This window comes from Streptomyces sp. A2-16, assembly GCF_018128905.1.
Lineage (GTDB): Bacteria > Actinomycetota > Actinomycetes > Streptomycetales > Streptomycetaceae > Streptomyces.
The window spans coordinates 3,105,405-3,128,162 of sequence record NZ_CP063808.1; the positions used below are offsets into that span (position 1 = coordinate 3,105,405).

At 70.5% G+C, this 22,758-nt stretch carries 21 protein-coding genes; 14 read left to right on the plus strand and 7 right to left on the minus strand.

The annotated features are described in order from the left end of the window. The first annotated feature begins 160 nt into the window (after positions 1-160). The 7 genes from IOD14_RS13975 (at position 161) to IOD14_RS14005 (ending at position 9,088) form a co-directional block, all read left to right on the plus strand. Entirely contained in the window at positions 161-811 is a 651-nt protein-coding gene (locus IOD14_RS13975) for a hypothetical protein (RefSeq protein WP_174269394.1), read from the plus strand. A 199-nt stretch (positions 812-1,010) separates the two neighbouring features. Further along, the gene (locus tag IOD14_RS13980; protein ID WP_123994237.1) at positions 1,011-2,006 is read left to right on the plus strand and encodes a LacI family DNA-binding transcriptional regulator; all 996 of its coding nucleotides are present in this window, start codon (positions 1,011-1,013) and stop codon (positions 2,004-2,006) included. A 110-nt stretch (positions 2,007-2,116) separates the two neighbouring features. After that, positions 2,117-3,463 carry a sugar ABC transporter substrate-binding protein gene (locus IOD14_RS13985; protein ID WP_123994236.1) on the plus strand — a complete coding sequence of 449 codons (1,347 nt, stop codon included), beginning with the start codon at positions 2,117-2,119 and terminating at the stop codon, positions 3,461-3,463. Positions 3,464-3,467: 4 nt separating this feature from the next. Beyond that, the gene (locus IOD14_RS13990; protein WP_212670389.1) at positions 3,468-4,424 is read left to right on the plus strand and encodes a sugar ABC transporter permease; all 957 of its coding nucleotides are present in this window, start codon (positions 3,468-3,470) and stop codon (positions 4,422-4,424) included. Then, positions 4,421-5,281 (plus strand): carbohydrate ABC transporter permease, encoded by an 861-nt coding sequence (locus IOD14_RS13995; RefSeq protein WP_212670390.1) that lies wholly within the window; start codon positions 4,421-4,423, stop codon positions 5,279-5,281. The genes IOD14_RS13990 and IOD14_RS13995 overlap by 4 nt, the downstream gene beginning before the upstream one ends. Before the next feature lie 27 nt (positions 5,282-5,308). After that, entirely contained in the window at positions 5,309-6,895 is a 1,587-nt protein-coding gene (locus IOD14_RS14000) for a glycoside hydrolase family 13 protein (RefSeq protein WP_212670391.1), read from the plus strand. A 54-nt stretch (positions 6,896-6,949) separates the two neighbouring features. Then, positions 6,950-9,088, plus strand: a complete 2,139-nt coding sequence (locus IOD14_RS14005; RefSeq protein WP_249125912.1) for a discoidin domain-containing protein — start codon at positions 6,950-6,952, stop codon at positions 9,086-9,088. Here IOD14_RS14005 and IOD14_RS14010 read toward each other — a convergent pair. From IOD14_RS14010 to IOD14_RS14025, 4 genes are read right to left on the minus strand one after another with little or no spacing between them, the layout of a single operon-like run. After that, complete coding sequence (locus tag IOD14_RS14010; RefSeq protein ID WP_174269392.1) at positions 9,057-9,872, minus strand: ABC transporter ATP-binding protein; 816 nt, start codon at positions 9,870-9,872, stop codon at positions 9,057-9,059. The two genes, IOD14_RS14005 and IOD14_RS14010, sit on opposite strands and share 32 nt — an antisense overlap. Before the next feature lie 26 nt (positions 9,873-9,898). Next, positions 9,899-10,678, minus strand: coding sequence for an ABC transporter permease subunit (locus IOD14_RS14015; protein ID WP_212670393.1), 780 nt, complete (start codon positions 10,676-10,678; stop codon positions 9,899-9,901). Next, the gene (locus IOD14_RS14020; protein WP_123994230.1) at positions 10,675-11,448 is read right to left on the minus strand and encodes an ABC transporter permease; all 774 of its coding nucleotides are present in this window, start codon (positions 11,446-11,448) and stop codon (positions 10,675-10,677) included. The genes IOD14_RS14015 and IOD14_RS14020 overlap by 4 nt, the downstream gene beginning before the upstream one ends. After that, entirely contained in the window at positions 11,445-12,416 is a 972-nt protein-coding gene (locus IOD14_RS14025) for an ABC transporter substrate-binding protein (RefSeq protein WP_212670394.1), read from the minus strand. The genes IOD14_RS14020 and IOD14_RS14025 overlap by 4 nt, the downstream gene beginning before the upstream one ends. Before the next feature lie 145 nt (positions 12,417-12,561). On the opposite strand from IOD14_RS14025, the gene IOD14_RS14030 reads away from it, so the two are divergent. Next, positions 12,562-13,416: an IclR family transcriptional regulator C-terminal domain-containing protein gene (locus IOD14_RS14030; RefSeq protein WP_123994228.1), complete on the plus strand. Its 855-nt coding sequence runs from the start codon at positions 12,562-12,564 to the stop codon at positions 13,414-13,416. Here the strand turns inward: IOD14_RS14030 and IOD14_RS14035 are convergent. The 3 genes from IOD14_RS14035 to IOD14_RS14045 are packed head-to-tail and all read right to left on the minus strand — an operon-like array spanning position 13,331 to position 15,553. Then, complete coding sequence (locus tag IOD14_RS14035; protein ID WP_212670395.1) at positions 13,331-14,269, minus strand: PDR/VanB family oxidoreductase; 939 nt, start codon at positions 14,267-14,269, stop codon at positions 13,331-13,333. The genes IOD14_RS14030 and IOD14_RS14035 overlap by 86 nt on opposite strands. Beyond that, positions 14,262-14,483: a hypothetical protein gene (locus IOD14_RS14040; RefSeq protein ID WP_123994226.1), complete on the minus strand. Its 222-nt coding sequence runs from the start codon at positions 14,481-14,483 to the stop codon at positions 14,262-14,264. Before IOD14_RS14040 ends, IOD14_RS14035 begins: the two co-directional genes overlap by 8 nt. Then, complete coding sequence (locus IOD14_RS14045) at positions 14,480-15,553, minus strand: aromatic ring-hydroxylating dioxygenase subunit alpha (protein WP_174269391.1); 1,074 nt, start codon at positions 15,551-15,553, stop codon at positions 14,480-14,482. The genes IOD14_RS14040 and IOD14_RS14045 overlap by 4 nt, the downstream gene beginning before the upstream one ends. A gap of 381 nt (positions 15,554-15,934) precedes the next feature. Between IOD14_RS14045 and IOD14_RS14050 the strand changes: the two genes are divergently transcribed. The 6 genes from IOD14_RS14050 (at position 15,935) to IOD14_RS14075 (ending at position 22,758) form a co-directional block, all read left to right on the plus strand. Next, positions 15,935-16,969 (plus strand): chitinase, encoded by a 1,035-nt coding sequence (locus tag IOD14_RS14050; RefSeq protein ID WP_348540886.1) that lies wholly within the window; start codon positions 15,935-15,937, stop codon positions 16,967-16,969. Positions 16,970-17,233: 264 nt separating this feature from the next. Then, positions 17,234-18,532, plus strand: a complete 1,299-nt coding sequence (locus IOD14_RS14055; RefSeq protein WP_212670397.1) for an extracellular solute-binding protein — start codon at positions 17,234-17,236, stop codon at positions 18,530-18,532. After that, entirely contained in the window at positions 18,532-19,473 is a 942-nt protein-coding gene (locus IOD14_RS14060; protein ID WP_174269389.1) for a sugar ABC transporter permease, read from the plus strand. The genes IOD14_RS14055 and IOD14_RS14060 overlap by 1 nt, the downstream gene beginning before the upstream one ends. Continuing rightward, a complete protein-coding gene (locus tag IOD14_RS14065) occupies positions 19,470-20,297 on the plus strand; it encodes a carbohydrate ABC transporter permease (RefSeq protein ID WP_212670398.1) in 828 nt (275 codons plus the stop codon). Before IOD14_RS14060 ends, IOD14_RS14065 begins: the two co-directional genes overlap by 4 nt. After that, positions 20,294-21,619: a carboxylesterase family protein gene (locus tag IOD14_RS14070; RefSeq protein WP_212670399.1), complete on the plus strand. Its 1,326-nt coding sequence runs from the start codon at positions 20,294-20,296 to the stop codon at positions 21,617-21,619. The genes IOD14_RS14065 and IOD14_RS14070 overlap by 4 nt, the downstream gene beginning before the upstream one ends. Further along, a complete protein-coding gene (locus IOD14_RS14075; protein ID WP_123994119.1) occupies positions 21,613-22,758 on the plus strand; it encodes an ROK family transcriptional regulator in 1,146 nt (381 codons plus the stop codon). The genes IOD14_RS14070 and IOD14_RS14075 overlap by 7 nt, the downstream gene beginning before the upstream one ends.

Below are 22,758 nucleotides of genomic sequence, written 5' to 3' on the forward strand. Positions count from 1 at the left end.
TAGCCCGTTGTTCGAACTCACATCCAGGTCTCGCCACAACTGTGGCCAATTTCAGCCGTCAACCGCTGCGGAATGCCACGATAGTTGACATGCCTCGCTCCGGGGACGCAGGATCAAGGCGCCGCGTGAAGGCCGCATAGGCAAGAGGGGTGACCTCCCGATGGCGTATCAGGCAGGTGGGCAGCCGTCGGAACTGCGGCCCGTCCCCGAGGGGCTCGAAGCCCGGGCGTATCTTCAGGACTACGCCATGCTCCTGGAAGCCGTCCCCTTCCCGTCCGTCGTCCTCGACCACCGCTGGGACGTCGTCCTCGCCAACGCCGCTTTCGCGTCACTTTTCCGCGCCATGGGCCCGCACCCGACGGCCATGCCGGACGTCAACTTCCTTCGGTTCGTCCTCTTCCATCCCGACGCGAGCAGCGTCCTGGGCGAGCACGAGTCGCGCTGGTGCCTTCCGATGCTCGCGCACTTCGCGGCCGCGGTGGAGCGCCACGGCCACGACCACGGCCTGCAGGCGATCCGCCGGGACATCGCGCAGGACCCGATCATGGACGCCGCCTACCGGCACGGTCTGCCGCACTGGATCCGCGCGGTCGGCGAACAGGCCGTGGAGCACGACGGCTCCGTACGCCCCCTGGTGCACCCCGACCCGCGCTGGGGTGCCACCGACTGCCGGGTCGTCGACGAGACCCCGCGCACGCTGCGAGACCTCGGCTACACGCGTCTGACGCTGGTGCTGCGACCGGCTCCCGCCAGGCGCCGCCCGCGGCGCACGGCGACGCACCTCACGGTGGTGCCCGCCCCCCAGGCCTGACGGGCACCGTCGGCGTTCAGGTCGTCGACGGCGCCTCGTCAGTACGCGTCGGTCCCCGTGGAGAGTCGTCGGTCCCCGTGGAGCAGGGGTGTTCCACGGGGCCGCCCGTCCCGGCTCGCTCCGCCGCCATGAGCTGCCTTTCGCGGGAGTTGACGCGATCGCGCAAGTGGCTTGCATGGTTTGCGCTATTCTTGCGTTCATGACGCGACGACTTGCCGAGGTTGCCAAGAAGGTCGGGGTCAGCGAGGCCACGGTCAGCCGGGTGCTCAACGGCAAGCCGGGGGTCTCGGAGGGCACCCGGCAGGCGGTGCTGTCCGCCCTGGACGTGCTCGGGTACGAGCGGCCCACGCAGTTGCGGGGGGAGCGGGCGCGGCTGGTCGGGCTGGTGCTGCCGGAGCTGCAGAACCCGATCTTCCCGGCGTTCGCCGAGGTCATCGGCGGGGCCCTGGCCCAGCTCGGGCTGACGCCGGTGCTGTGCACCCAGACCAAGGGCGGGGTCTCCGAGGCCGACTACGTGGACCTGCTGCTGCAGCAGCAGGTCTCGGGGGTCGTCTTCGCCGGCGGGCTCTACGCCCAGGCCGACGCGCCGCACGACCACTACCGCCGGCTCGCCGAGCGGAACATCCCGGTGGTGCTGGTCAACGCGTCCATCGACGATCTGGGGTTCCCGGGGGTGTCCTGCGACGACGCGGTCGCCGTCGAGCAGGCCTGGCGGCATCTGGCCTCTCTCGGGCATGAGCGGATCGGGCTCGTGCTGGGCCCCGCGGACCACCTGCCCTCGGCCCGCAAGCTGGCCGCGGCCCAGGCGCTCGGCGAGCTGCCCGAGGAGCGGGTCGCACGCGCCATGTTCTCCATCGAGGGCGGACATGCCGCCGCCACCCGGCTGATCGACCGCGGGGTCACCGGGTTCATCTGCGCCAGTGACCCCCTCGCCCTCGGCGTCGTCCGGGCCGCGCGCCGCAAGGGACTCGACGTGCCGGCGCAGGTGTCGGTCGTCGGCTACGACGACTCCGCCCTGATGAACTGCACCGACCCCCCGCTGACCACCGTCCGCCAGCCCATCGAGGCCATGGGGCGGGCCGCCGTGGAACTGCTCAACGCCCAGGTCGGCGGCAGTGCCGTACCGACCGAGGAGCTCCTCTTCGAACCCGAGCTCGTGGTCAGGGGGTCCACCGCGCAAGCCCCTCGCGGCTGAGACCCACAGCTCTGTCGAATAATTACAGATTCTGCGCGACATCTTGCGGACGGATGTCGGCGGTGCTTGAGTGTGCGGCGCCCACCGCTCCTGCCACGAGGGGTCCACCGATGAGAAGCACCGGGTACCGCCGCACCTTCGCCGCGCTCACTGTCTGCTCCCTTGCCCTCGCCGCCTCCGCCTGTGGATCGGGCGACGAGTCGGCGAGCGGCAAGACCCGCATCACGGTCAACTGCATGCCGCCCAAGAGCGCCAAGGTCGACCGGACGTTCTTCGAGCAGGACATCGCGTCCTTCGAGAAGCAGCACCCGGACATCGACGTCGTCGCACACGACGCCTTCCCCTGCCAGGACCCCAAGACCTTCGACGCCAAGCTCGCCGGCGGGCAGATGGAGGACGTCTTCTACACGTACTTCACCGACGCCAGGCATGTCGTCGACATCAACCAGGCGGCCGATCTCACCCCGTACGTCAAGGAGTTGAAGAGCTACGACACCCTCCAGCAGCAACTCCGCGACATCTACACGGTCGACGGGAAGATCTACGGCATCCCGCGCACCGGCTACTCGATGGGCCTGATCTACAACAAGAAGCTCTTCGAGAAGGCCGGCCTCGACCCCGAGCAACCCCCCACCACCTGGGCACAGTTGCGTGCCGACGCCAAGAGGATCGCCGCCCTCGGCAACGGCACCGTCGGATACGCCGACTACAGCGCCCAGAACCAGGGCGGCTGGCACTTCACCGCCGAGCTGTACTCCCAGGGCGGCGACGTCGTCAGCGCCGACGGCAAGAAGGCCACCATCGACACCCCCGAGGGCCGTGCCGTCCTGCAGAACCTGCACGACATGCGCTGGACCGACGACTCGATGGGCAGCAAGCAGCTCCTCGTCATCAACGACGTCCAACAGATGATGGGCTCGGGCAAGCTCGGCATGTACCTCTCCGCCCCGGACAACATCCCGATCCTGGTCAAGGAGAAGGGCGGCAACTACAAGGACCTCGCCCTCGCGCCGATGCCCGGCGGCAACGGCACGCTCATCGGCGGCGACGGCTACATGGTCAACAAGAAGGCGAGCCCCGACCAGATCAGGGCCGCCCTGAAATGGCTCGACCACATGTTCCTGACGCCCGGAGCCGGCTTCCTCGGCGACTACGCCCGCGCCAAGAAGGCCGACGCCCCGGTCGGCCTGCCCGAGCCGCGCCTGTTCACCGGCGCCGCCGACGCCAAGGACCAGCAGGTCAAGAAGGCCAACGCCAATGTGCCCGTGGAGAACTACCAGGCCTTCCTCGACGGCAACCAGAGCCTGAAGATGAAGATCGAGCCGCCGAACGCCCAGCAGATCTACTCCGTCCTCGACAGCGCCGTCTCCGCCGTCCTCACCAAGAAGGACGCCGACATCGACCAGCTCCTCAAGGACGCCTCAGGAAAGATCGACGGCATCCTGGCCCGGAGCTGACCCCGTGAGGACGGTGGAACGCCCGCCCCACGAGGCCATCGCCGAACCCCCGGTGCAGGCGCCGCCCCCGGCAGGGGACCGGAGGCGGCGCCGCCTCACCGACCAGGTCCGCGCCTACGGCTTCCTGCTCGGCGGACTCGTCTGCTTCGCCCTGTTCTCCTGGTACCCGGCGATCCGCGCGGTCGTGATCGCCTTCCAGAAGTACACGCCGGGCGCCGAGCCCGAATGGGTCGGCACCGCCAACTTCACCCGCGTATGGCACGACCCCGAGTTCACCGCCGCCTGGCGCAACACCCTCGTCTTCACGCTGCTGGCCCTGCTGATCGGTTTCGCGATCCCCTTCGTGATGGCCCTGGTGCTCAATGAACTGCGGCACGCCAAGGCCTTCTTCAGGGTCGTGGTCTACCTCCCGGTGATGATCCCGCCGGTGGTCAGCGCCCTGCTCTGGAAGTGGTTCTACGACCCCGGAGCCGGCCTCGCCAACGAGGTGCTGCGCTTCCTCCACCTGCCCACCTCGAACTGGTCCAACGGCGCCGACACGGCACTCGTCTCCCTGGTGATCGTGGCGACCTGGGCCAACATGGGCGGCACGGTCCTGATCTACCTGGCCGCCCTCCAGTCCATCCCCGGCGAGCTGTACGAGGCCGCCGAACTGGACGGGGCGAACCTCCTCCAGCGTGTCCGTCATGTGACGATCCCCCAGACCAGGTTCGTCATCCTGATGCTGATGCTCCTTCAGATCATCGCCACCATGCAGGTCTTCACGGAACCGTTCGTGATCACCGGCGGCGGTCCGGAGAACGCCACGGTCACCGTCCTCTACCTGATCTACAAGTACGCGTTCCTCTACAACGACTTCGGCGGCGCGTGCGCGCTGAGCGTCATGCTCCTGGTGCTGCTGGGCGCCTTTTCCGCCGTGTACCTGCGACTGACCAGGTCCGCAGAGGGGGACCCCGCATGAGCACCCGCACCCTGATCTCCCCGGCGACGCTCGCCCGGCCGCGCGGCAGGGCCGCCTACTGGACCGTCTTCACCACCGTCGCCGGGCTCTTCGCACTCGCCTTCCTCTTCCCGGTCTACTGGATGGTCACCGGCGCGATGAAGTCGCCGGACGAGGTGACCCGCACCCCGCCCACTCTCGTCCCCGAACGGTGGCACCTCGAGGGATACACCGACGCCTGGGACCTCATGCAGCTCCCGCGGCACCTGTGGAACACCGTGGTCCAGGCCGCCGGGGCCTGGGCGTTCCAGCTGGTCCTGTGCACGGCCGCCGCCTACGCCCTGTCCCGGCTCAAGCCCGTCTTCGGCAAGGTGATCCTCGCAGGCATCCTCGCCACGCTGATGGTCCCGGCCCAGGCCCTGGTCGTACCGAAGTACCTGACCGTCGCCGACCTGGGACTGCTCAACGACCCGCTCGCCATCTGGCTGCCGGCGGTCGCCAACGCCTTCAACCTGTATCTGCTCAAGCGGTTCTTCGACCAGATCCCGCGCGATGTGCTGGAGGCCGCCGAGATCGACGGGGCGGGAAGGCTGCGCACCCTGTGGTCGATCGTGCTGCCCATGTCGCGGCCCGTCCTCGGGGTGGTGTCGATCTTCGCGCTGGTCGCCGTCTGGCAGGACTTCCTCTGGCCGCTGATGGTCTTCTCCGACACCGACAAGCAGCCCATCGGCGTGGCACTCGTCCAGCTGTCGCAGAACATCCAGCTCACCGTGCTCATCGCCGCGATGGTGATCGCCAGCATCCCGATGGTCGCCCTGTTCCTCGTCTTCCAGCGGCACATCGTCGCCGGGATCAGCGCGGGCAGCACGAAGGGCTGACCCCCCATCCGCAGAAAGGCAGGCCCCGTGGCACAGCAGGACTGGTGGCGCTCCGCCGTCATCTACCAGGTCTACGTCCGCAGCTTCGCCGACGGCGACGGGGACGGCACCGGAGACCTCGCAGGAGTGCGCGCCGGACTGCCGTATCTGGTCCGACTCGGCGTGGACGCACTGTGGTTCACCCCCTGGTACCGCTCGCCGATGAAGGACGGCGGCTACGACGTCGCCGACTACCGAGCCATCGACCCGGCCTTCGGCACCCTCGCCGAGGCGGAGAAGCTCATCGCGGAGGCCAGGGAGTCGGGCATCCGCACGATCGTCGACATCGTCCCCAATCACGTCTCCGACCAGCACCCCTGGTTCCAGGCGGCTCTGCGCGCGGGCCCCGGCAGCCCGGAACGGGAGCTGTTCCACTTCCGCCGCGGGCGCGGGAAGCACGGCGAACTCCCGCCCAACGACTGGCCCTCGCAGTTCGTCGGCTCCACCGAACCCGTGTGGACGCGGCTGCCCGACGGCGACTGGTACCTCCACCTGTTCACCCCGGAACAGCCCGACCTCAACTGGGCCCACCCGGCCGTCCGCCAGGAGCACGAGGACGTCCTGCGCTTCTGGTTCGAGCGGGGGGTGGCGGGCGTCCGCATCGACTCGGCCGCCCTGCTCGCCAAGGACCCCGCGCTGCCCGACCTCGCCGACGGACCCGAACCGCACCCTTTCGTGGACCGCGACGAACTCCACGACATCTACCGCTCCTGGCGGGCCGTGGCCGACGAGTACGACGGTGTCTTCGTCGGCGAGGTCTGGCTCCCGGACACCGAGCGCTTCGCCCGCTACCTGCGCCCCGACGAGCTGCACACCGCGTTCAACTTCTCCTTCCTGTCCTGCCCCTGGGACCCCGAGCGGCTGCGCTCCTCGATCGACACCACCCTCGCCGAGCACGCCCCGGTCGGCGCCCCCGCCACCTGGGTGCTGTGCAACCACGACATCACCCGCACGGTCACCCGCTACGGCCGCACCGACACCGGCTTCGACTTCGCGGCCAAGGCCTTCGGCACCCCCACCGACCTCGCCCTCGGCACCCGGCGCGCCCGGGCGGCGGCCCTGCTCTCGCTGGCCCTCCCCGGAGCCGTGTACGTCTACCAGGGCGAGGAGCTGGGACTGCCCGAGGCGGACATTCCCCGCGACCGCATCGAGGACCCGATGCACTTCCGCTCCGGCGGCACGGACCCCGGGCGCGACGGTTGCCGGGTGCCGCTGCCGTGGGTCGAGGCGGCGCCCTACGCGGGCTTCGGCTCCCGGCAGGAGCCCTGGCTGCCGCAGCCGGCCGACTGGACGTCGTACGCGGTCGACCGGCAGAGCGCGGACCCGGGGTCGATGCTCAGTCTGTACCGCGAGGCGATCCGGATCAGGCCGGTCTTCGGGGACTCCCCGCTCACCTGGCTGCCCGCACCCGAGGGCGTTCTCGCCTTCTCCCGCGCGGAGGGCGTCCGGTGCGTGGTGAACCTCGCCGAGACCCCGGCCGACCTCCCGGAACATGCCCAACTGCTGCTCGCCAGTGGGCCCTTGGACCAGCGGGGCCGACTGCCGAGGGACACCGCGGTCTGGCTGAGGGGCTGAGACCGCAGCACCCCCACACGAAGGGATCAGCACATGCACAGATCTGTCAGGAGCATGTCAGTAGCGATCACCGTGGCCCTGTCCGCCGGCCTCCTCGCCGCGATCGCCCCCACCGCCCACGCGGCCGCCGGCGCCACCCTCCCCTTCACCTCGGTCGAGGCCGAGTCCGCCGGCACGACCGGCACGAGGATCGGCCCCGACTACACCCAGGGCACCCTCGCCTCGGAGGCGTCCGGGCGGCAGGCGGTCCGGCTGGACGCGGGCCGGCGCGTCGAGTTCACCGTGCCGCGCGCCGCCAACGCCGTGAACCTCGCCTACAGCGTCCCCGACGGCCAGTCCGGCACCCTGAACGTCTACGTCAACGGCACCAGGCTCGCGAAGACGCTCCCGGTGACCTCCAAGTACTCCTACATCGACACCAGTTGGATCCCCGGTGCCAGGACGCACCACTTCTTCGACAACGCCCGCCTCCTGCTCGGCCAGAACCTCCAGGCGGGCGACAAGGTCGCCTTCGAGTCGACCGGGACCCAGGTCACCGTCGACGTGGCCGACTTCGAGCAGGCCGCGGCGGCCACCGGGCAACCCGCCGGGTCGGTGTCCGTCACCTCCAAGGGCGCCGACCCCACCGGCAACGGCGACTCCACCCAGGCCTTCCGGGACGCGATCTCCGCCGCCCAGGGGGGAGTGGTCTGGATCCCGCCCGGCGAGTACCGGCTGACCTCCTCCCTCAGCGGCGTCCAGAACGTCACCCTCCAGGGCGCCGGCCACTGGCACTCGGTCGTGCACACCTCCCGCTTCATCGACCAGTCCGGCTCCTCGGGGAACGTCCACGTCAAGGACTTCGCGGTGATCGGCGAGGTCACCGAGCGCGTCGACTCCAGCCCCGACAACTTCGTCAACGGCAGCCTCGGACCCGGGAGTTCGGTCTCCGGCATGTGGCTTCAGCACCTCAAGGTCGGCCTCTGGCTGACGGGCAACAACGACAACCTCGTCGTGGAGAACAACCGCTTCCTCGACATGACGGCCGACGGCCTCAACCTCAACGGCAACGCCCGCGGAGTGCGCGTCCGCAACAACTTCCTGCGCAACCAGGGCGACGACGCGCTCGCCATGTGGTCGCTCTACGCGCCCGACACCAACAGCAGCTTCGAGAACAACACCGTCACGCAGCCGAACCTGGCCAACGGCATCGCGATCTACGGCGGCACCGACATCGCCGTACGGAACAACCTGGTCTCCGACACCAACGCCCTCGGCAGCGGCATCGCGATCTCCAACCAGAAGTTCCTCGACCCCTTCTTCCCGCTGGCGGGCACCATCACGGTCGACGGCAACACCCTCGTCCGCACCGGCGCGATGAACCCGAACTGGAACCACCCGATGGGGGCGTTGCGGGTCGACTCGTACGACAGCGCCATCAACGCCACGGTGAACATCACCGACACGACCATCACCGACAGCCCGTACAGCGCCTTCGAGTTCGTGTCCGGCGGGGGACAGGGGTACCCGGTCCGGAACGTCACCGTGAACGGCGCGACCGTCCGCAACACCGGCACGGTCGTCGTCCAGGCCGAGGCCCAGGGCGCCGCCACCTTCCGCAACGTCACGGCGACCGGCGTCGGCGCGGCCGGCGTCTACAACTGCCCCTACCCGGCGAGCTCCGGCACCTTCGCCCTCACCGACGGCGGCGGCAACTCCGGCTGGAACACCACCTGGTCGGACTGCTCGACCTGGCCGCAGCCGGGGCAGGGCAACCCCGACCCGGACCCGAACCGCAACCTCGCCAAGGGCCGCCCGGCCACCGCGACCGGCTCCCAGGACGTCTACACGCCCGGCAAGGCGGTGGACGGCGACGCGAACAGCTACTGGGAGTCCGCGAACAACGCCTTCCCGCAGTCCTTCACGGTGGACCTGGGATCCGCCGAGCCGGTGCGCAGGCTGGTGCTGAAGCTGCCTCCCCAGAGCGCCTGGCAGGCCCGCACCCAGACCGTCACCGTGCTGGGCAGCACCGACGGCAGCACCTACAGCACCGTCGTCGGCGCACAGGGCTACCGCTTCGACCCGGCGAGCGGCAACACGGCCACCGTCACCCTGCCCGGCACCGGTCTGCGGTACCTGCGCCTTTCGGTGAGCGCCAACACCGGCTGGCCCGCCGCCCAGTTCAGCGAAGTGGAGGCGTATCGGACTTCGTGACCGGGGCGTCCCGCACGACCCCGCGCTTCGCCGCCTGGATCTGCTCGTACACATGGGTGCGCAGTTCGGCGAAGCGCGGGGCCACCCGGGTGTTCAACTGGTCCCGCTCGTCGGGCAGATCGACCTTCAGCTGCTCCTGCACGACCGTGGGGGAGGCCGACAGCACGATCACCCGCTCGCCGAGGTAGACCGCCTCGTCGATGTCGTGGGTGACGAACAGGATCGTGATGCCGCGCTCCCGCCACAGCCGCCGTACGAGATCCTCCAGGTCGGCCCGGGTCTGCGCGTCCACCGCCGCGAACGGCTCGTCCATCAGCAGGACTTCGGGCTCGTACGCGAGGGCGCGGGCGATCGCGACACGCTGCTGCATCCCGCCGGAGAGCTGCCAGGGATACGCCCCGGCGGCCTCCGAGAGGTCCACCGACTCCAGCGCGTCGGCGACCAGTTCACGTCGTCTCGCCCGGCTCAGGTCCTTCTGCTTCAGCGGCAGTTCGACGTTGTCGGCGACGCGCATCCACGGAAAGAGGCTGCGGCCGTACTCCTGGAAGACGAAGGCCATGCCGGGAGGAGGGCCGCTCACCGTCCGCCCCGCCAGGCGGACTTCGCCCGCGGTCGGCGTGAGCAGGCCGCCCATGCACTTGAGCAGGGTCGTCTTGCCGCAGCCCGACGGGCCGACGAGACAGACGAGTTCGCCCGCCTCGACGGTGAAGGTGAGGTCGCGCACCGCCTCCACCCGGCGGCCTGACCCCTCGTAGACCTTCTTGAGGCCGCGTACGTCGAGCATGGAACGCCCTTTCGCGTTCGGGGGATTCACGGGGACCGCCGGGTCGAGGCGCGCCGGCCGTGGTACCAGGCGAGGGCCCGCCGCTCGACCAGCTGGAAGAGGACGGAGAGCAGGAAGCCGAGCAGACCGAGGACGAGGATCCCGGTCCACATGTCCGGGACGGCGAAACTGCGCTGGAACTGGACGATGGTGAAGCCGATGCCGTTGCTGGCCGCGAACATCTCGCTGATGACCATCAGGATGATGCCGATCGAGAGGGCCTGGCGCAGGCCCGCGAAGATCTGCGGACTCGCCGAGCGCAGCACGAGGTTGCGCAGGCGCGACGGCCCGGAGATGCCGTAGGAGCGGGCCGTCTCGACCATCACCGGGTCCAGCGCGCGCACGCCCTCGACGGTGTTGAGCAGGATCGGCCAGACACAGCCGCTCGCGATCACCGTGACCTTCATGGTGTCGCCGATGCCCGCGAACAGCATGATGACCGGGATCAGGACCGGTGGCGGGATCGCCCGAAGGAACTCCAGGACCGGCTCGCACAGCGCCCGCACCCGCCGGTAGGACCCGATGACGGTGCCGACCGCCACTCCGACGACCGCCGCCAGCGCGTAACCGGCGGTCAGCCGCCAGATGCTGGGAAGGACGTCGTCGCGCAGCCGCTCGGCGGTCCACACGTCCGGGAAGGTGTCGAGGATCGTGCGCAGCGGCGGCCAGAAGACGTTGGTGCTGGAGTCCGACGCGAGCCACCACACGACGACCAGCAGCGCGGGCAGCGCGAGCACGAGGAACAGCCGCGAGACGAGCCGCTTCACACCGCCACCTCCCCGCGCACCGACTGGTGCCAGGCCAGCGCCCGTCGCTCCACGGTACGCGCGCCGACGTTGATGAGCAGCCCCAGAAGACCGGTCACCACGATCAGCGCGTACATCTCCGGGACCGCCTGCGAGTTCTGCGCGACCGCGATCCTGGCCCCCAACCCCGGTGCCCCGATGACGAGTTCACCGGTGATGGCGAGGATCAGCGCGACCGCGGCGGCCAGCCGGACGCCGGTCATGACGTACGGCAGCGCGGTCGGCCACAGCACGTGCCGCACGCGTGCCCAGGTGCCGAGGCCGTACGACCGTGCCGTCTCGTCGGCGACGGGGTCGACGTCCTGGACGCCGTAGAGCGTCTGGATGAGGACCTGCCAGAAGCTGGCGTACACGACGAGCAGCAGTACCGAGCGCAGCTCACTGCCGTACAGCAGCACCGCCAGCGGGATGAGGGCGACCGAGGGGATCGGGCGCAGGAACTCGATCGTCGAAGCCGTCGCCTCGCGCAGGTGCGGGACGACCGAGAGGACCACACCGATGACGATGCCCGCCGTGGCGGCGATGGCCAGGCCCAGGGCCCAGCCGGTCAGGGTGTCGCCGAGCGCCGTCCAGAAGGTGTCGTCGGAGAGTTCGTCGGCGAAGGCGCGGGCGATCCGGCTGGTCGGCGGGAAGTACTCCTCCTTGACCAGACCGAGCCGCGGCACCGCCTCGCCCAGGGCGAGGAAGGCCGCGAGCCCGGCGGCGCCCAGCGCCGCGTTCCGGAGCCTCACGGAAGCAACGCGTCCACGTCGGGGGTCTTCTTGAAGAACCCGTCCTCCTCGCCCAGCTTCGCCAGCGCCTCGATGGACTCCTTGTTCGGCTCGGCCGGCCACTTGGGGAGAGTCACCTGCGCCAGCACGGATGCCGGGATCTTGGTGTACGTCGTGATGATCTGGCGTGCCTCGTCCGGGTGGGCGTCGGCGTAGGCGAGGGACTCGGCGGTGGCCTCCTGGAACCTCTTCACCACGTCGGCGTTCTGCTGCCGGTACCGGGTCGAGGTGAAGTACATGGCGACCGTGGTGCCCTGCGCCACGTCCACCATGGGGGAGGCGATCACCTGGCCGCCCTGGCCCTTGATGGTGGCGAGCGCGGGCTCGACCGCGCAGGCCGCGTCGACCTGGCCGCTGTCGAGGGCGGCCGGCATCTGGTCGAAGGCCAGTTCCACGAACTTCACCTTGTCCGGGTCGCCGCCGTCCTTGCGGACCGACTCGCGCACCGCGGACTCGTTGATGTTCTTCAGGGTGTTGATCGCGACCTTCTTGCCCTCCAGGTCCTTCGCGGACCTGATCGAGCTGCCCTTCTGCACCGCGATTCCCGCAAAGTCCTTGCCCGCCACGCCGGTTGAGGCGATGCCGTTGGAGACCGCCTTGATCGGCACGCCGGACGACCGGGCGATCAGCAGGGAGGTGACGTTGGAGAAGCCGAACTGGAACTGCCCGCTGGCGACTCCGGGCACGATCGCCGCGCCGCCGGACGCGGTCGATATCTCGAGCTTCAGCCCGTGCTTGCCGTAGAAGCCCTTCTGCTGGCCCAGATACACCGGCGCGACATCGACGATCGGAATGAGGCCGAGCTTGACGGTGGTGGTGCCGCCGGACGACGATCCCGAGTCCGGGGCCCCCGAGTCCCCGGACGAACCACAGGCCGACGCGGTGACCAGTAATGCTCCGGCCGCGAGAGCGGCGAGCAGACGACGCATGGCTCCTCCTGTGCAGACTTCGTTGTTCCGACAGGCTGTGCGCAGACCGCACAGTGGTGCACAGCGCGAAAGGTATTGGTCTCGCGGGGCGGGGTCAACACCTTTGGCTGACAATATTGTTGACAGTTGCTCGACGGAGGCGACGATGCCCGAAGCAGACCGCGCCCCCCACTTCGTCCGTTCCCTGGAGCGCGGCCTCGCGGTGATCCGCGCCTTCGACGCCGACCACCCGGAACTGACCCTCAGCGAGGTCGCCCGTTCCTGCGGACTGACCCGCGCGGCGGCCCGCCGCTTCCTGCTGACGCTGGCCGACCTCGGATACGTCCGCGCCGACGGCCGTGCCTACCGGCTCACCCCGCGGGTGCTGGAGCTCGGCTACTCCTACCTGTCGAGCTTCTCGCTGGCCCAGATCGCCGAACCGCATCTGGAGCAACTGGTCGAGAACACAAGGGAGTCGTCGTCCCTGTGCGTGCTCGACGGTGACGACATCGTCTATGTCGCCCGGGTGCCCGCGCGCCGCATCATGACCGCGGCGATCACCGTCGGCACCCGCTTCCCCGCCCATGCCACCTCCGTGGGGCGGGTGATCCTCGCGCACCTGCCGGAGGAGGAGGTCGAAACACGGCTCGCCCGGGCCGAGTTGACCCCGCTCACCGACCGCACGATCGTCTCCGCCGAACTGCTGCGGACGGAACTGGAACGGGTGCGACGGCAGGGGTACGCCCTCGTCGACCAGGAGCTGGAGGAGGGCCTGCGCTCGATCGCCGCCCCGGTCCGGGACCGGGACGGCGAGGTGGTGGCGGCGGTCAACATCCCGGTGCAGGCGGGGCGTACGACCCTCGCCGCGGTCCGGCGGGACCTGCTGCCGGCGCTGCTGGAGACCGTGGCCGGCATCGAGACCGACCTCCGGATGGCTACAGGTCCAGCACGAGCTTCTTCCCCCGGCACCGGGACACGCAGATCATCATCGTCTCCCCGGCCTCCCGCTCCTCGTCCGTGAGCACCGAGTCCCGGTGGTCCGGGGTGCCGTCGAGGACGTCGGTCTCACAGGTGCCGCAGGTGCCCTCGGTGCAGGAGAACAGCACCTCCACGCCACAGGCGCGGACGGCGTCGAGCACGGAGACGTCCGGGGGCACGGTGATCGTCGTGCCGGTCTGCGCGAGCTCGACCTCGAACTCCGTGTTCTCGCCCTCCGGTTGCTCCTTCGGTGCGAACCGCTCGACGTGCAGCAGACCGGCCGGGCAGCGCTCCTCCACCGCGTCGAGCAGCGGGCCGGGTCCGCAGCAGTAGACGAGGGTGTCCTCGGGGACGCCGTCCAGCACCGAGGCGAGGTCCAGGAGGCCGGTCTCGTCCTGGGGAGCGACGGTGACGCGGTCGCCGTACCGGCCCAACTCGCCGGTGAACGCCATGGAGGCGCGGGTGCGCCCGCCGTAGAGCAGGGTCCACTCGGCGCCCTCGGCCTCCGCCGCCGCGAGCATCGGCAGGATCGGGGTGATGCCGATGCCGCCCGCGATGAAGCGGTAGCGGGGCGCGGACCGCAGCGCGAAGTGGTTGCGCGGACCGCGCACCCTGACCTTGCCGCCCCGCTCCACCTGCTCGTGCACATGGGCGGATCCACCGCGTCCCGCGGGCTCGCGCAGCACGGCGATCCGCCAGGCGGTGCGGTCGGCGGGATCGCCGCACAGGGAGTACTGGCGCTCGAGGCCCGGCCCGAGCACCACGTCGATGTGGGCGCCGGGCTCCCAGGCCGGGAGCTGTTCGCCCAGCGGGTGGCGCAGGGTGAGGGCGAGCACGCCGTCGGCCGCGACGTCCCTGCGGTCGACGACGAGTTCGGCTTCGTACGCGTCACTCATGAGCTGTTTCCTCGCCGTTCGTGTTCCTGCGGCCGGTGTCCTGCGGCTCGTCCTCCCGCGGGGCGTGGCCGTTCGGGTGCGCGAGCATCCACTCCCACATCTCGATCGGGTCCTGGGAGGTGTGCTCGCGGCCGCAGTGACAGGTGCCGTGCAGGGTGTCGGTGCCCGGCAGCCAGTCGATGCGGTAGATCTCCCCGGTGGCTCCGGCACTCACAGGACCTTCTCCACGGGCTTGTCGCCCTCCTCGACCAGCCGGGCGAGGATGCGGCGGGCGGCGAGACCGCCGGTGTCGATGTTGATGCTCAGCTCCTGGTAGCCGGAGCGCTCGGTGCCGAGCGTCCTCTGGAGCAGGTTGAGCGCGTCGACGTCCTGCATGACGACGGTGTGGTTGTTGCCCCGCAGGAACTCGGTGACCTCGGCGTCCTCGGTCGCCCAGTCGCGCGAGACCATCCAGAAGTCGTACACGTGCCCGTCGCTCGACGGCGTGATGGCGTACGTGATCTCGGTGTGGAAGCCGTTCGGGTCGCTGCCGTCGGCCTCGGGAAGCACACCCACCGGGGCGATGCGGCTGTGCAGCAGGTACAGGCAGGGAGCGTGGTACTCGATGTCCTGCCAGCGGGTGATCCGCCCCTCGATGCCGGTGGACTTGGCGTAGAACGGCGGGCAGGCGGCGTCGTCCATGTGCCGGCTGACCCGCACGATGCCGGCGCCCTCGTCGACCTCCGTGGTGATCGGCGTCTCGGCGACCTCGGGGGTGCCGATGTAGCCGCCGTGCAGATACGTCTCGTGGGAGAGGTCGAGGAGGTTGTCGACCAGCAGTCCGTAGTCGGCGTCGATCGGCTCCATGCCGCGGACGGTGACCCACCCGGGGGAGTCGAGGTGCCGGGCCCGCGGGATGGTGTCGGCGTCCGCGAGCGCCGGGTCGCCGATCCACACCCAGATCAGGGAGTCCAGCTCGGCTATGGGGTAGGAGGCGACGCGGGCGGTCCGCGGTACGCGCTTCTGCCCCGGCACGTACACACAGGTGCCCGTCGTGTCGTACGTGAACCCGTGGTACCCGCACACGATCCGGTCGCCGTCGAGCCGGCTCGGCTTCTCGTGCAGCGGGAACCGGCGGTGCACGCACCGGTCGGCGAGCGCGACGGGCGTCCCGTCCTCCTCGGTCCGGTAGAACACGAGCGGCTCACCGAGGATCGTCCGGCCGAGCAGCTCCTCGCGCCCGACCTCATGGCTGTAGGCGGCGACGTACCACTGGTTCCTGGCGAACGCGGTCATGTGCGGCATCGTTGCGGCTCCCGTCGTTGGGTGGTGGCGACATCGTCGTGAAGGGCCTCGCCGACGCGCAACGCTGCTTCCGCCTCACGGAAGGTTGAGCGGAAAGTGCCAGGTCACAGCCTGCGTGGCGGACGGTTCCGCTGTCGGTCAAGGGTAGGGACGAGGACTTGCCGGACGCAAGGAGCCCGGGTGGCCACGGACTTCGCCACCGGACGGAGACGGCTGGGCAAGCTAATTGTAAAGAACCTTGACAGTTATATGGTCTAGTCCAATCATGGGGCACGGTTCTTCCCGCGGTACCGCGATTCCGCAGTACCCGCATGCCCTTTCCCCCTGGGAGCGTCAGTGAGACGACCTGGTCACCTTCGTGCGTTGCTGTCCTGTCTGAGCGTGAGCGCTCTGTCCGCGGGGCTCGTCGGACTCGGGGGAGGGAGCGCGCTCGCGGCGCCTTCCGCGCCCTCGCTCCCGGCCTTCGGCAAGCCCCTGCCCGCCCATGTGGCGGCGCCCTACTTCGAGTCCTGGACCGGCGAGAGCCCGGCCGCGCTCGCCGCCGCCTCCGGCAACAAGTACCTCACCCTGGCCTTCCTCCAGACGGCCGCGGCGGGTTCGTGCTCCGCCTACTGGAACGGTGAGACGGACCAGCCGATCTCGAAGACGACCTTCGGCCGCGACATCGCCACCATCCAGGCGCGCGGCGGCAACGTCATCCCCTCCTTCGGCGGCTGGTCCGCTGACACCACCGGCACCGAACTGGCCGACAGCTGCACCAGCGTCGACGCCATCGCAGAGGTGTTCAAGAGCCTCGTCACGACGTACGGCATCACCCGCATCGACCTCGACGTCGAGGGCGACTCGATCAACAACACCGCCGGGATCGACCGCCGCAACAAGGCGATCGCCAAGGTCCAGCGCTGGGCCGAACGCACCGGCCGCACCGTCCAGTTCTCCTACACCCTGCCGACCTCCACGCACGGTCTGGAGGCCAACGGCCTCGCCGTGCTCCAGAACGCCGTCGACAACGGCGCGCGCGTGGACGTCGTCAACCTCATGACGTTCGACTACTACGACGGCGCCACGCACGACATGGCGGCCGACACGGTGACGGCCGCCGAGGGTCTGCACGCCCAGCTCGCCGCGCTCCACCCGCACAAGAGCTCCGCGAAGCTGTGGAGCATGATCGGCATCATCGAGATGCCCGGCATCGACGACTACGGCCCCGAGGAGACCTTCACCGTCGAGAACGCGGTCGCGGTGGAGAAGTGGGCCGAGGCCAAGCGGATCAACACCCTCTCGTTCTGGGCACTCCAGCGCGACAACGGCGGCTGCCCGGGCACCGGCGGCTCCGACTCCTGCTCCGGCATCGCCCAGGACACCTGGGCCTTCAGCCACACCTTCGAGAAGTTCACCGGCGGCGGGCACAGCTAGCACACCCCCACCACAGGCGGCGAGGGCCCGGGCGCGCACGAAGCGCCCGGGCCCTCGCCGCCTGTGGTGGGTTCGCCTCGCGCGGGCCCCACCTTGCGCCGGGCTCCACCTCGCACACCGAGCGTCGGGCCGATTTCGCTACAAGTTCCGAAATTATTGAAGGCCGGGACCGCCACATGGCCGAAACACGCGGTTCATAGCGTCAGCCGCACAGCCCCCACACCACCCCACTGTCCTCTGCACCTCGTGTGACAGGAGTCCCCCGTGCCCAATCTCTCCCGCCGCAGCGCCCTGCGGCTGACCGCCGGCATGGCGCTCGGCGCCGCCCTGCCCCTCGCCGGCTGCGGGCGCAGCAACGACACGGCCGCCACCGCCGGCGCCAAGAAGGTCGACGCGTCCCCGGCCACCGGCACCGTGAACGTCTGGGCCGCCCAGGGCGACGCCGACGTGCTCGGCACGGTCGTCAAGCCGTTCAAGGCGGCCAACCCCGACGTGGTCGTCAAGACCACGCTCATACCGAACGCCGAGTACTACACCAAGCTCCAGGCGGCGATCGCGGCGGGCAAGGGGCCGGACATCGCCCAGTTCTTCCCCGAGTCGCAGGCCCAGTTCCTCGACTCCTCGACCCTGCTGCCCGTACCGGACGGCCTGGTCGACAAGAGCAGTTTCTTCACGAGTCTCTGGGACGCCGGGGTCGTGGACGGCGTGGCGTACACGGTGCCCTGGTACGCGTACACGTACGCCCTCGTCTACCGATCCGATCTGGCCAAGAAGGCGGGCGTCGAGGCGCCGAAGGCATGGGCCGACATGGAGCCCTTCCTCAAGGCCCTCCAGGGTGCCGGCGCGGCTCGCGGACTCGGGGCCGACATCGGCTGGGACATCTTCAACGGCCAGGACGTCGCCATGTACGCCTGGCAGGCCGGCGGCTCCCTCGTCACCTCCGACGGCAAGTGGAACCTGAACACCCCCCAGATGGCCGCCGCCCTGAAGTACAACGCCGACTTCTTCACCTCCGGGGCCGCCGACACCAGCGGGCCGACCTTCCTGGACGCGCAGCCGTACTTCGTCTCCGGGAAGACGGCCTCCATGATCACCGGGCCCTGGGTCCTCGGCCAGCTCGACACCGCGGCCAAGAAGAAGGGCTGGACGTCCGCCCACGTCGCCACCGCCCCGCTGCCCGCCGGAGCGTCGAGCAGCGTCACCTTCTCCGCGGGCGGCACCTGGGGCGTCCTCGCCGGCAGCGGCAACGCGGACGCCGCCTGGAAGCTCGTCCGGTACCTGGCCGCGCCGAGCACCCAGGTCGCGCAGTACAAGGCGTACGGCTCGCTCCCGGCCGTCATCACCGCCTGGGACGACTCGGCCATCAAGAACCAGCCGCTCCTGGACGCCTTCTTCACCCAGCTCAAGAACACCCGGGCGTTTCCGCAGATCAGCACCTGGCAGCAGGTCGCGACCCGGCTGGGCAAGGAGATGGAGGCGGTGGCCAAGGGCAAGGAGACCGCGGCGGGGGCGGCCGCGAACATCCAGGCGTACGCCGAGAGCGTCGGCACCGGTAGGAAGTGATGGCCTCCACCCTCGCACCGGCGACCCGGGAGACCGCGGTCGCACCGAAGGCGGCGGCGCGCAGGGCCTCCCGCGCCCGGCGCACCGCCGTGGCCTGGCTGTTCCTCGCCCCGTTCGCCGTCGTCTTCGTGGTCTACACGGCGATCCCCACCGTCGCCGCCCTCGGCCTGAGCCTCACCGACATCCGGGGCGCCGACCTGCGCACCCCGTTCGCCGTCGACTTCACCGGCGTCGAGAACTACGTACGGCTGTTCCAGGACGACACCTTCGTCCGGGACCTCCTCAACACCGGCCTCTTCGTGGCCGTGGGCGTACCGCTGACGATGGTCACCGGGTTCGTGCTGGCCCTCGCGCTGAACTCCGGCGTACGGCGGCTGCGCGGCCTGTTCCGTACCGTCTTCTTCGCCCCCGTCGTCACCAACGTGGTGGCCGCCGCGCTGATCTGGCAGTACGCCTTCCACACCGACGGCACCGTCAACAAGGTGCTCGGCGCGGTCGGCCTCGCCGGACCGAACTGGCTGGACGACCCGAACCTGGCCATGCCGGTCGTCGTCCTGCTCGGTGTCTGGCGCAACTTCGGTACGGCGATGGTGCTGTTCCTCGCCGGTCTCCAGGCCGTGCCCCAGGACGTGTACGAGGCCGCCGCCCTCGACGGTGCGGGGCGGTGGCGGCAACTGCGGCACATCACCCTGCCCTTGCTGCTGCCGACCACCCTCATGGTCTCCGTCCTGCTGACCGTCTTCTACCTCCAGGTCTTCGACGAGCCCTATCTGCTCACCGGCGGCGGCCCGCTGGGCTCCACCGAGTCGGTCGCGCTCTACACCTACCGCCAGTTCGGGGCGGGCGAGTTCGGGATGTCCTCGGCGGCGTCCTTCGTGACGCTCGTGCTGGTGATGGTCGTGAGTGTCGTCCAGTTCCGGCTGCTGAGGTCCCGCACATGACCACGACCCGTATCGCCCGCTCCCTGCTGTACGCCGCCCTGGTGGTCTGCGCGCTGCTCACGACCGTGCCCTTCGCCTGGGGGGTGAGCGGCTCCCTGCGCAGCCTGGACGACATCCGCTCCGACCCCGGCGCCCTGTTCCCGCACCACCTCACCTTCGGCAACTTCACCCGGCTGTTCGAGACCCAGGGCTTCGGCACGTTCCTGGGCAACAGCGTCGTCGTCGCGCTGATGGTGGTGGCCGGCAACGTCGTGGCGGCGTCGGCCGCCGGCTACGCGCTCGCCAAGCTCGACTTCGCGGGCCGGAGGCTCGCGTTCGGCGCGGTCATGGCCGCACTGATGGTGCCCTTCACCGCGGTGTTCGTCCCGCAGTTCGTGATCACCGTCGACGCCGGCCTCGCGGACACCCTCACCGGGATCGCCCTGCCCAGCGCGGCGCTGCCGATGTCCGTCTTCGTCATGCGCCAGTACGCCCTGTCGGTCCCCGACGAACTCCTGGAGGCCGCCCGCATCGACGGCGCCGGAGAGTTCCGCATCTTCTTCCGGATCTTCCTGCCCCTGGCCGGACCCGCCGTCGCCACGATCACGATCATGTCGTTCCTGAACTCCTGGAACAACTTCATCTGGCCGCTGATCGTCGCCCAGAGCATGTCCACCTACACCCTGCCGGTCGGCCTCGCCGCCACCAGCCAGGCCGCCGCACACGTCACCGACTACGGCCTGCTGCTCGCCGGAGCCGTCGTCGTGATGCTGCCGGTCCTCGTGCTCTTCCTCTTCCTGCAGCGGTACTTCGTGCAGGGCATCGCGGGAACGGGCATGCGATGACCATGACGGAGTCGATCCTGCACACTCCCGCGGGCACGGTGGTCGGACGCCAGGACGCGGACGTACGACGGTACTTGGGCATCCCGTACGCCGAAGCACCCATCGGAGAGCGGCGGTTCGCCCCGCCGGTCCCGCGCGGAGCCTTTTCCGAGCCCTTCGACGCGTCCCGGCACGGCGCCACCTCGCAGCGCGTGCCGCTGTTCGCCGTGACCACGATCCCCGAGCCCTCGGTGCCGGGCGACGACGTGCTGAACCTGTCCGTCACGGCCCCCGCGGCGCGGCCGGAGCCCTGTCCGGTGCTGGTGTGGATCCACGGCGGCGGATTCCTGGCCGGGAGCCCCGCCAGCCCCTGGTACGACGGCCGGCCCTTCGCCCGGGACGGCGTCGTCACCGTCACCGTCGGCTACCGGCTGGGCGTCGACGGGTTCGCCGTGCTCGACGACGTACCGCACAACCTCGGGCTGCGCGACCTGCTGCTCGCGCTCGACTGGGTGCAGGAGAACATCGCCGCGTTCGGAGGCGATCCCGACCGGGTCACCGTCGCCGGTCAGTCGGCCGGGGGAGCCGCGGTGCTCGCGCTGCTCTCGTCACCCGCCGCCCGGGGCCGTTTCCGCCGCGCGGCGAGCCTGTCCGGCGGGCTCTTCGACATGGACCCGCCGGACGCGTTCCTCGCCGGGCTCGGGCACAGCCTCGGGGTGCCACCGACCCGCGCCGGATTCGCCCGCCGCACCCCGGAACAGCTCCAACGGGCCGTCCTCGACCTGCGCGGCGCCGAAAGGCCGCCCCTCGGCCCGGTCGTCGGTGACGACATCCTGCCGGTCCCGGTCGCCGAGGGCCTCACCGCGTACGGACACGACGTCCCGCTCCTCCTCGGCGCCACCGGCGACGAGTTCGACGGCGCGGGCGCTCCGGAGGACCGCGCCCGGGGCACCCGGATCACGGACACCCTGTTCCGCTCCGCCTGCATCCGCGTCGCGGCCGCCCGGCGCGAGGCCCCCGCCGGCACCTGGCTGTACTCCTTCGAGTGGCCCTCGCCGGCCCTCGGCGGCGCCGTGCACTGCGTCGACCTCCCGTTCTTCTTCGACCTCCTCGACGCGCCGGGCGTCCCGGAAGCGCTCGGCCCGAACCCGCCCGCGGACCTCGCCGCCCGGATGCACGCCGACCTCGTCGCCTTCGTGCACGGCGGGACACCGCCCTGGGCCCGGGCCACCGGCACACCCGGCGACCCGGCCCGCGAATACGGCCGCCCGGGCGCGCCCCTCGCGGCCGACACCCGGGGCGTGTACGACCCCGTGACCGGGACGGGAGCAGGGACATGCTGATGTCGGGGATGAACCAGAGCGCCGTACGACGGGTCAACACCGCAGTGATTTTGCGGGCGTTGGCGGTGTCCGCCGGACCGCGGAAGCTGTCCGAGCTCGCCGGGCAGACGGCCCTGTCCCGCCGCACCGTCGAGATCGTCCTGGACTCCCTGGTCGAGGCGGGCTGGGTCGCGGAACTGGACCGGGTGCCGATCAGCGGCTCGGCCGGACGCCCGGCCCGCCGCTACGAACTGCGCGCCGAACACGCCCTGTTGGCCGCCGTCCGCATCACCACCGTCGACGTGTCCGCGGTCGTCGCCGACGTGCGCGGCCGCATCCTGGGCCGCGCCCACCGGCCGCTGCGCTCCTACCAGGATCCGCGAACCACGCTGGACGACGCGGCCGAACTGGTGCTGCGCGCTCTCGACGACGCCGGCGGCTCGGTGGACCGGCTGCGCGCCGGGGCGGTCGCGGCGGGCGGAGCCATCGACGACGAAGGGGTCGTACGGCGCCTGGTGCACACCACGCGCTGGGAGGGCGTGCATCTGCCCGAGGAGTTCGCCCGGCGCGTCCCGGTGCCCTGGTTCGCCGACAACGACGCCAACCTCGGTGCGCTGGCGGAGCGTTGGCGCGGGGTGGCCGACGACCACGACAACGTCGTATGGGCGATGCTCGGGAACCGGACCGGTCTCGGCATCCTCATCCGAGGGGCCGTGCACCGCGGTCTCGACGGTGCCGCGGGCGAGATCGTCGAGGCGCCGTCGATGCCGGCCGGCTCGGTCGAGGACCGGACCGTGGCCGCACTCACCTCGCCGCTGCCCGCCCAACGCGCCCTCGCCCGCGCCCGGTTCGACGCCGCCCGGGCGGGGGACGCCGCCGCGCTCGCCGAGGTCGACGAGTTCGTGGAGAACATCGCGTCGATCCTCACCACCCTGTCCTGGACGGTCGCCCCCTCGCTCATCGTGCTCGGCGGCGGTCTGGAGGGCGCGGCCGACGTCCTGCTGCCCCGGGTGCGGGCGGCGCTCCGGGACGCCCGCACCCCCGCGGTCGAACTGCGCGCCACCGCGCTCGGCCACGAAGCCCCGCTCGTCGGCGCGGTGAAGCTGGCCCTGGACCGCATGGACACCGAGCTGTTCGGCCCGCCCGTCCCGAGCCAGTGA

Bases quoted from the DNA above. Each gene is read 5' to 3' on its own strand.
- IOD14_RS13975 (WP_174269394.1), top strand. From the start codon at position 161: ATGGCGTATCAGGCAGGTGGGCAGCCGTCGGAACTGCGGCCCGTCCCC.
- IOD14_RS13980 (WP_123994237.1), top strand. From the start codon at position 1,011: ATGACGCGACGACTTGCCGAGGTTGCCAAGAAGGTCGGGGTCAGCGAG.
- IOD14_RS13985 (WP_123994236.1), top strand. From the start codon at position 2,117: ATGAGAAGCACCGGGTACCGCCGCACCTTCGCCGCGCTCACTGTCTGC.
- IOD14_RS13995 (WP_212670390.1), top strand. From the start codon at position 4,421: ATGAGCACCCGCACCCTGATCTCCCCGGCGACGCTCGCCCGGCCGCGC.
- IOD14_RS14005 (WP_249125912.1), top strand. From the start codon at position 6,950: ATGTCAGTAGCGATCACCGTGGCCCTGTCCGCCGGCCTCCTCGCCGCG.
- IOD14_RS14010 (WP_174269392.1), bottom strand. From the start codon at position 9,872: ATGCTCGACGTACGCGGCCTCAAGAAGGTCTACGAGGGGTCAGGCCGC.
- IOD14_RS14025 (WP_212670394.1), bottom strand. From the start codon at position 12,416: ATGCGTCGTCTGCTCGCCGCTCTCGCGGCCGGAGCATTACTGGTCACC.
- IOD14_RS14030 (WP_123994228.1), top strand. From the start codon at position 12,562: ATGCCCGAAGCAGACCGCGCCCCCCACTTCGTCCGTTCCCTGGAGCGC.
- IOD14_RS14035 (WP_212670395.1), bottom strand. From the start codon at position 14,269: ATGAGTGACGCGTACGAAGCCGAACTCGTCGTCGACCGCAGGGACGTC.
- IOD14_RS14045 (WP_174269391.1), bottom strand. From the start codon at position 15,553: ATGCCGCACATGACCGCGTTCGCCAGGAACCAGTGGTACGTCGCCGCC.
- IOD14_RS14060 (WP_174269389.1), top strand. From the start codon at position 18,532: ATGGCCTCCACCCTCGCACCGGCGACCCGGGAGACCGCGGTCGCACCG.
- IOD14_RS14065 (WP_212670398.1), top strand. From the start codon at position 19,470: ATGACCACGACCCGTATCGCCCGCTCCCTGCTGTACGCCGCCCTGGTG.
- IOD14_RS14070 (WP_212670399.1), top strand. From the start codon at position 20,294: ATGACCATGACGGAGTCGATCCTGCACACTCCCGCGGGCACGGTGGTC.
- IOD14_RS14075 (WP_123994119.1), top strand. From the start codon at position 21,613: ATGCTGATGTCGGGGATGAACCAGAGCGCCGTACGACGGGTCAACACC.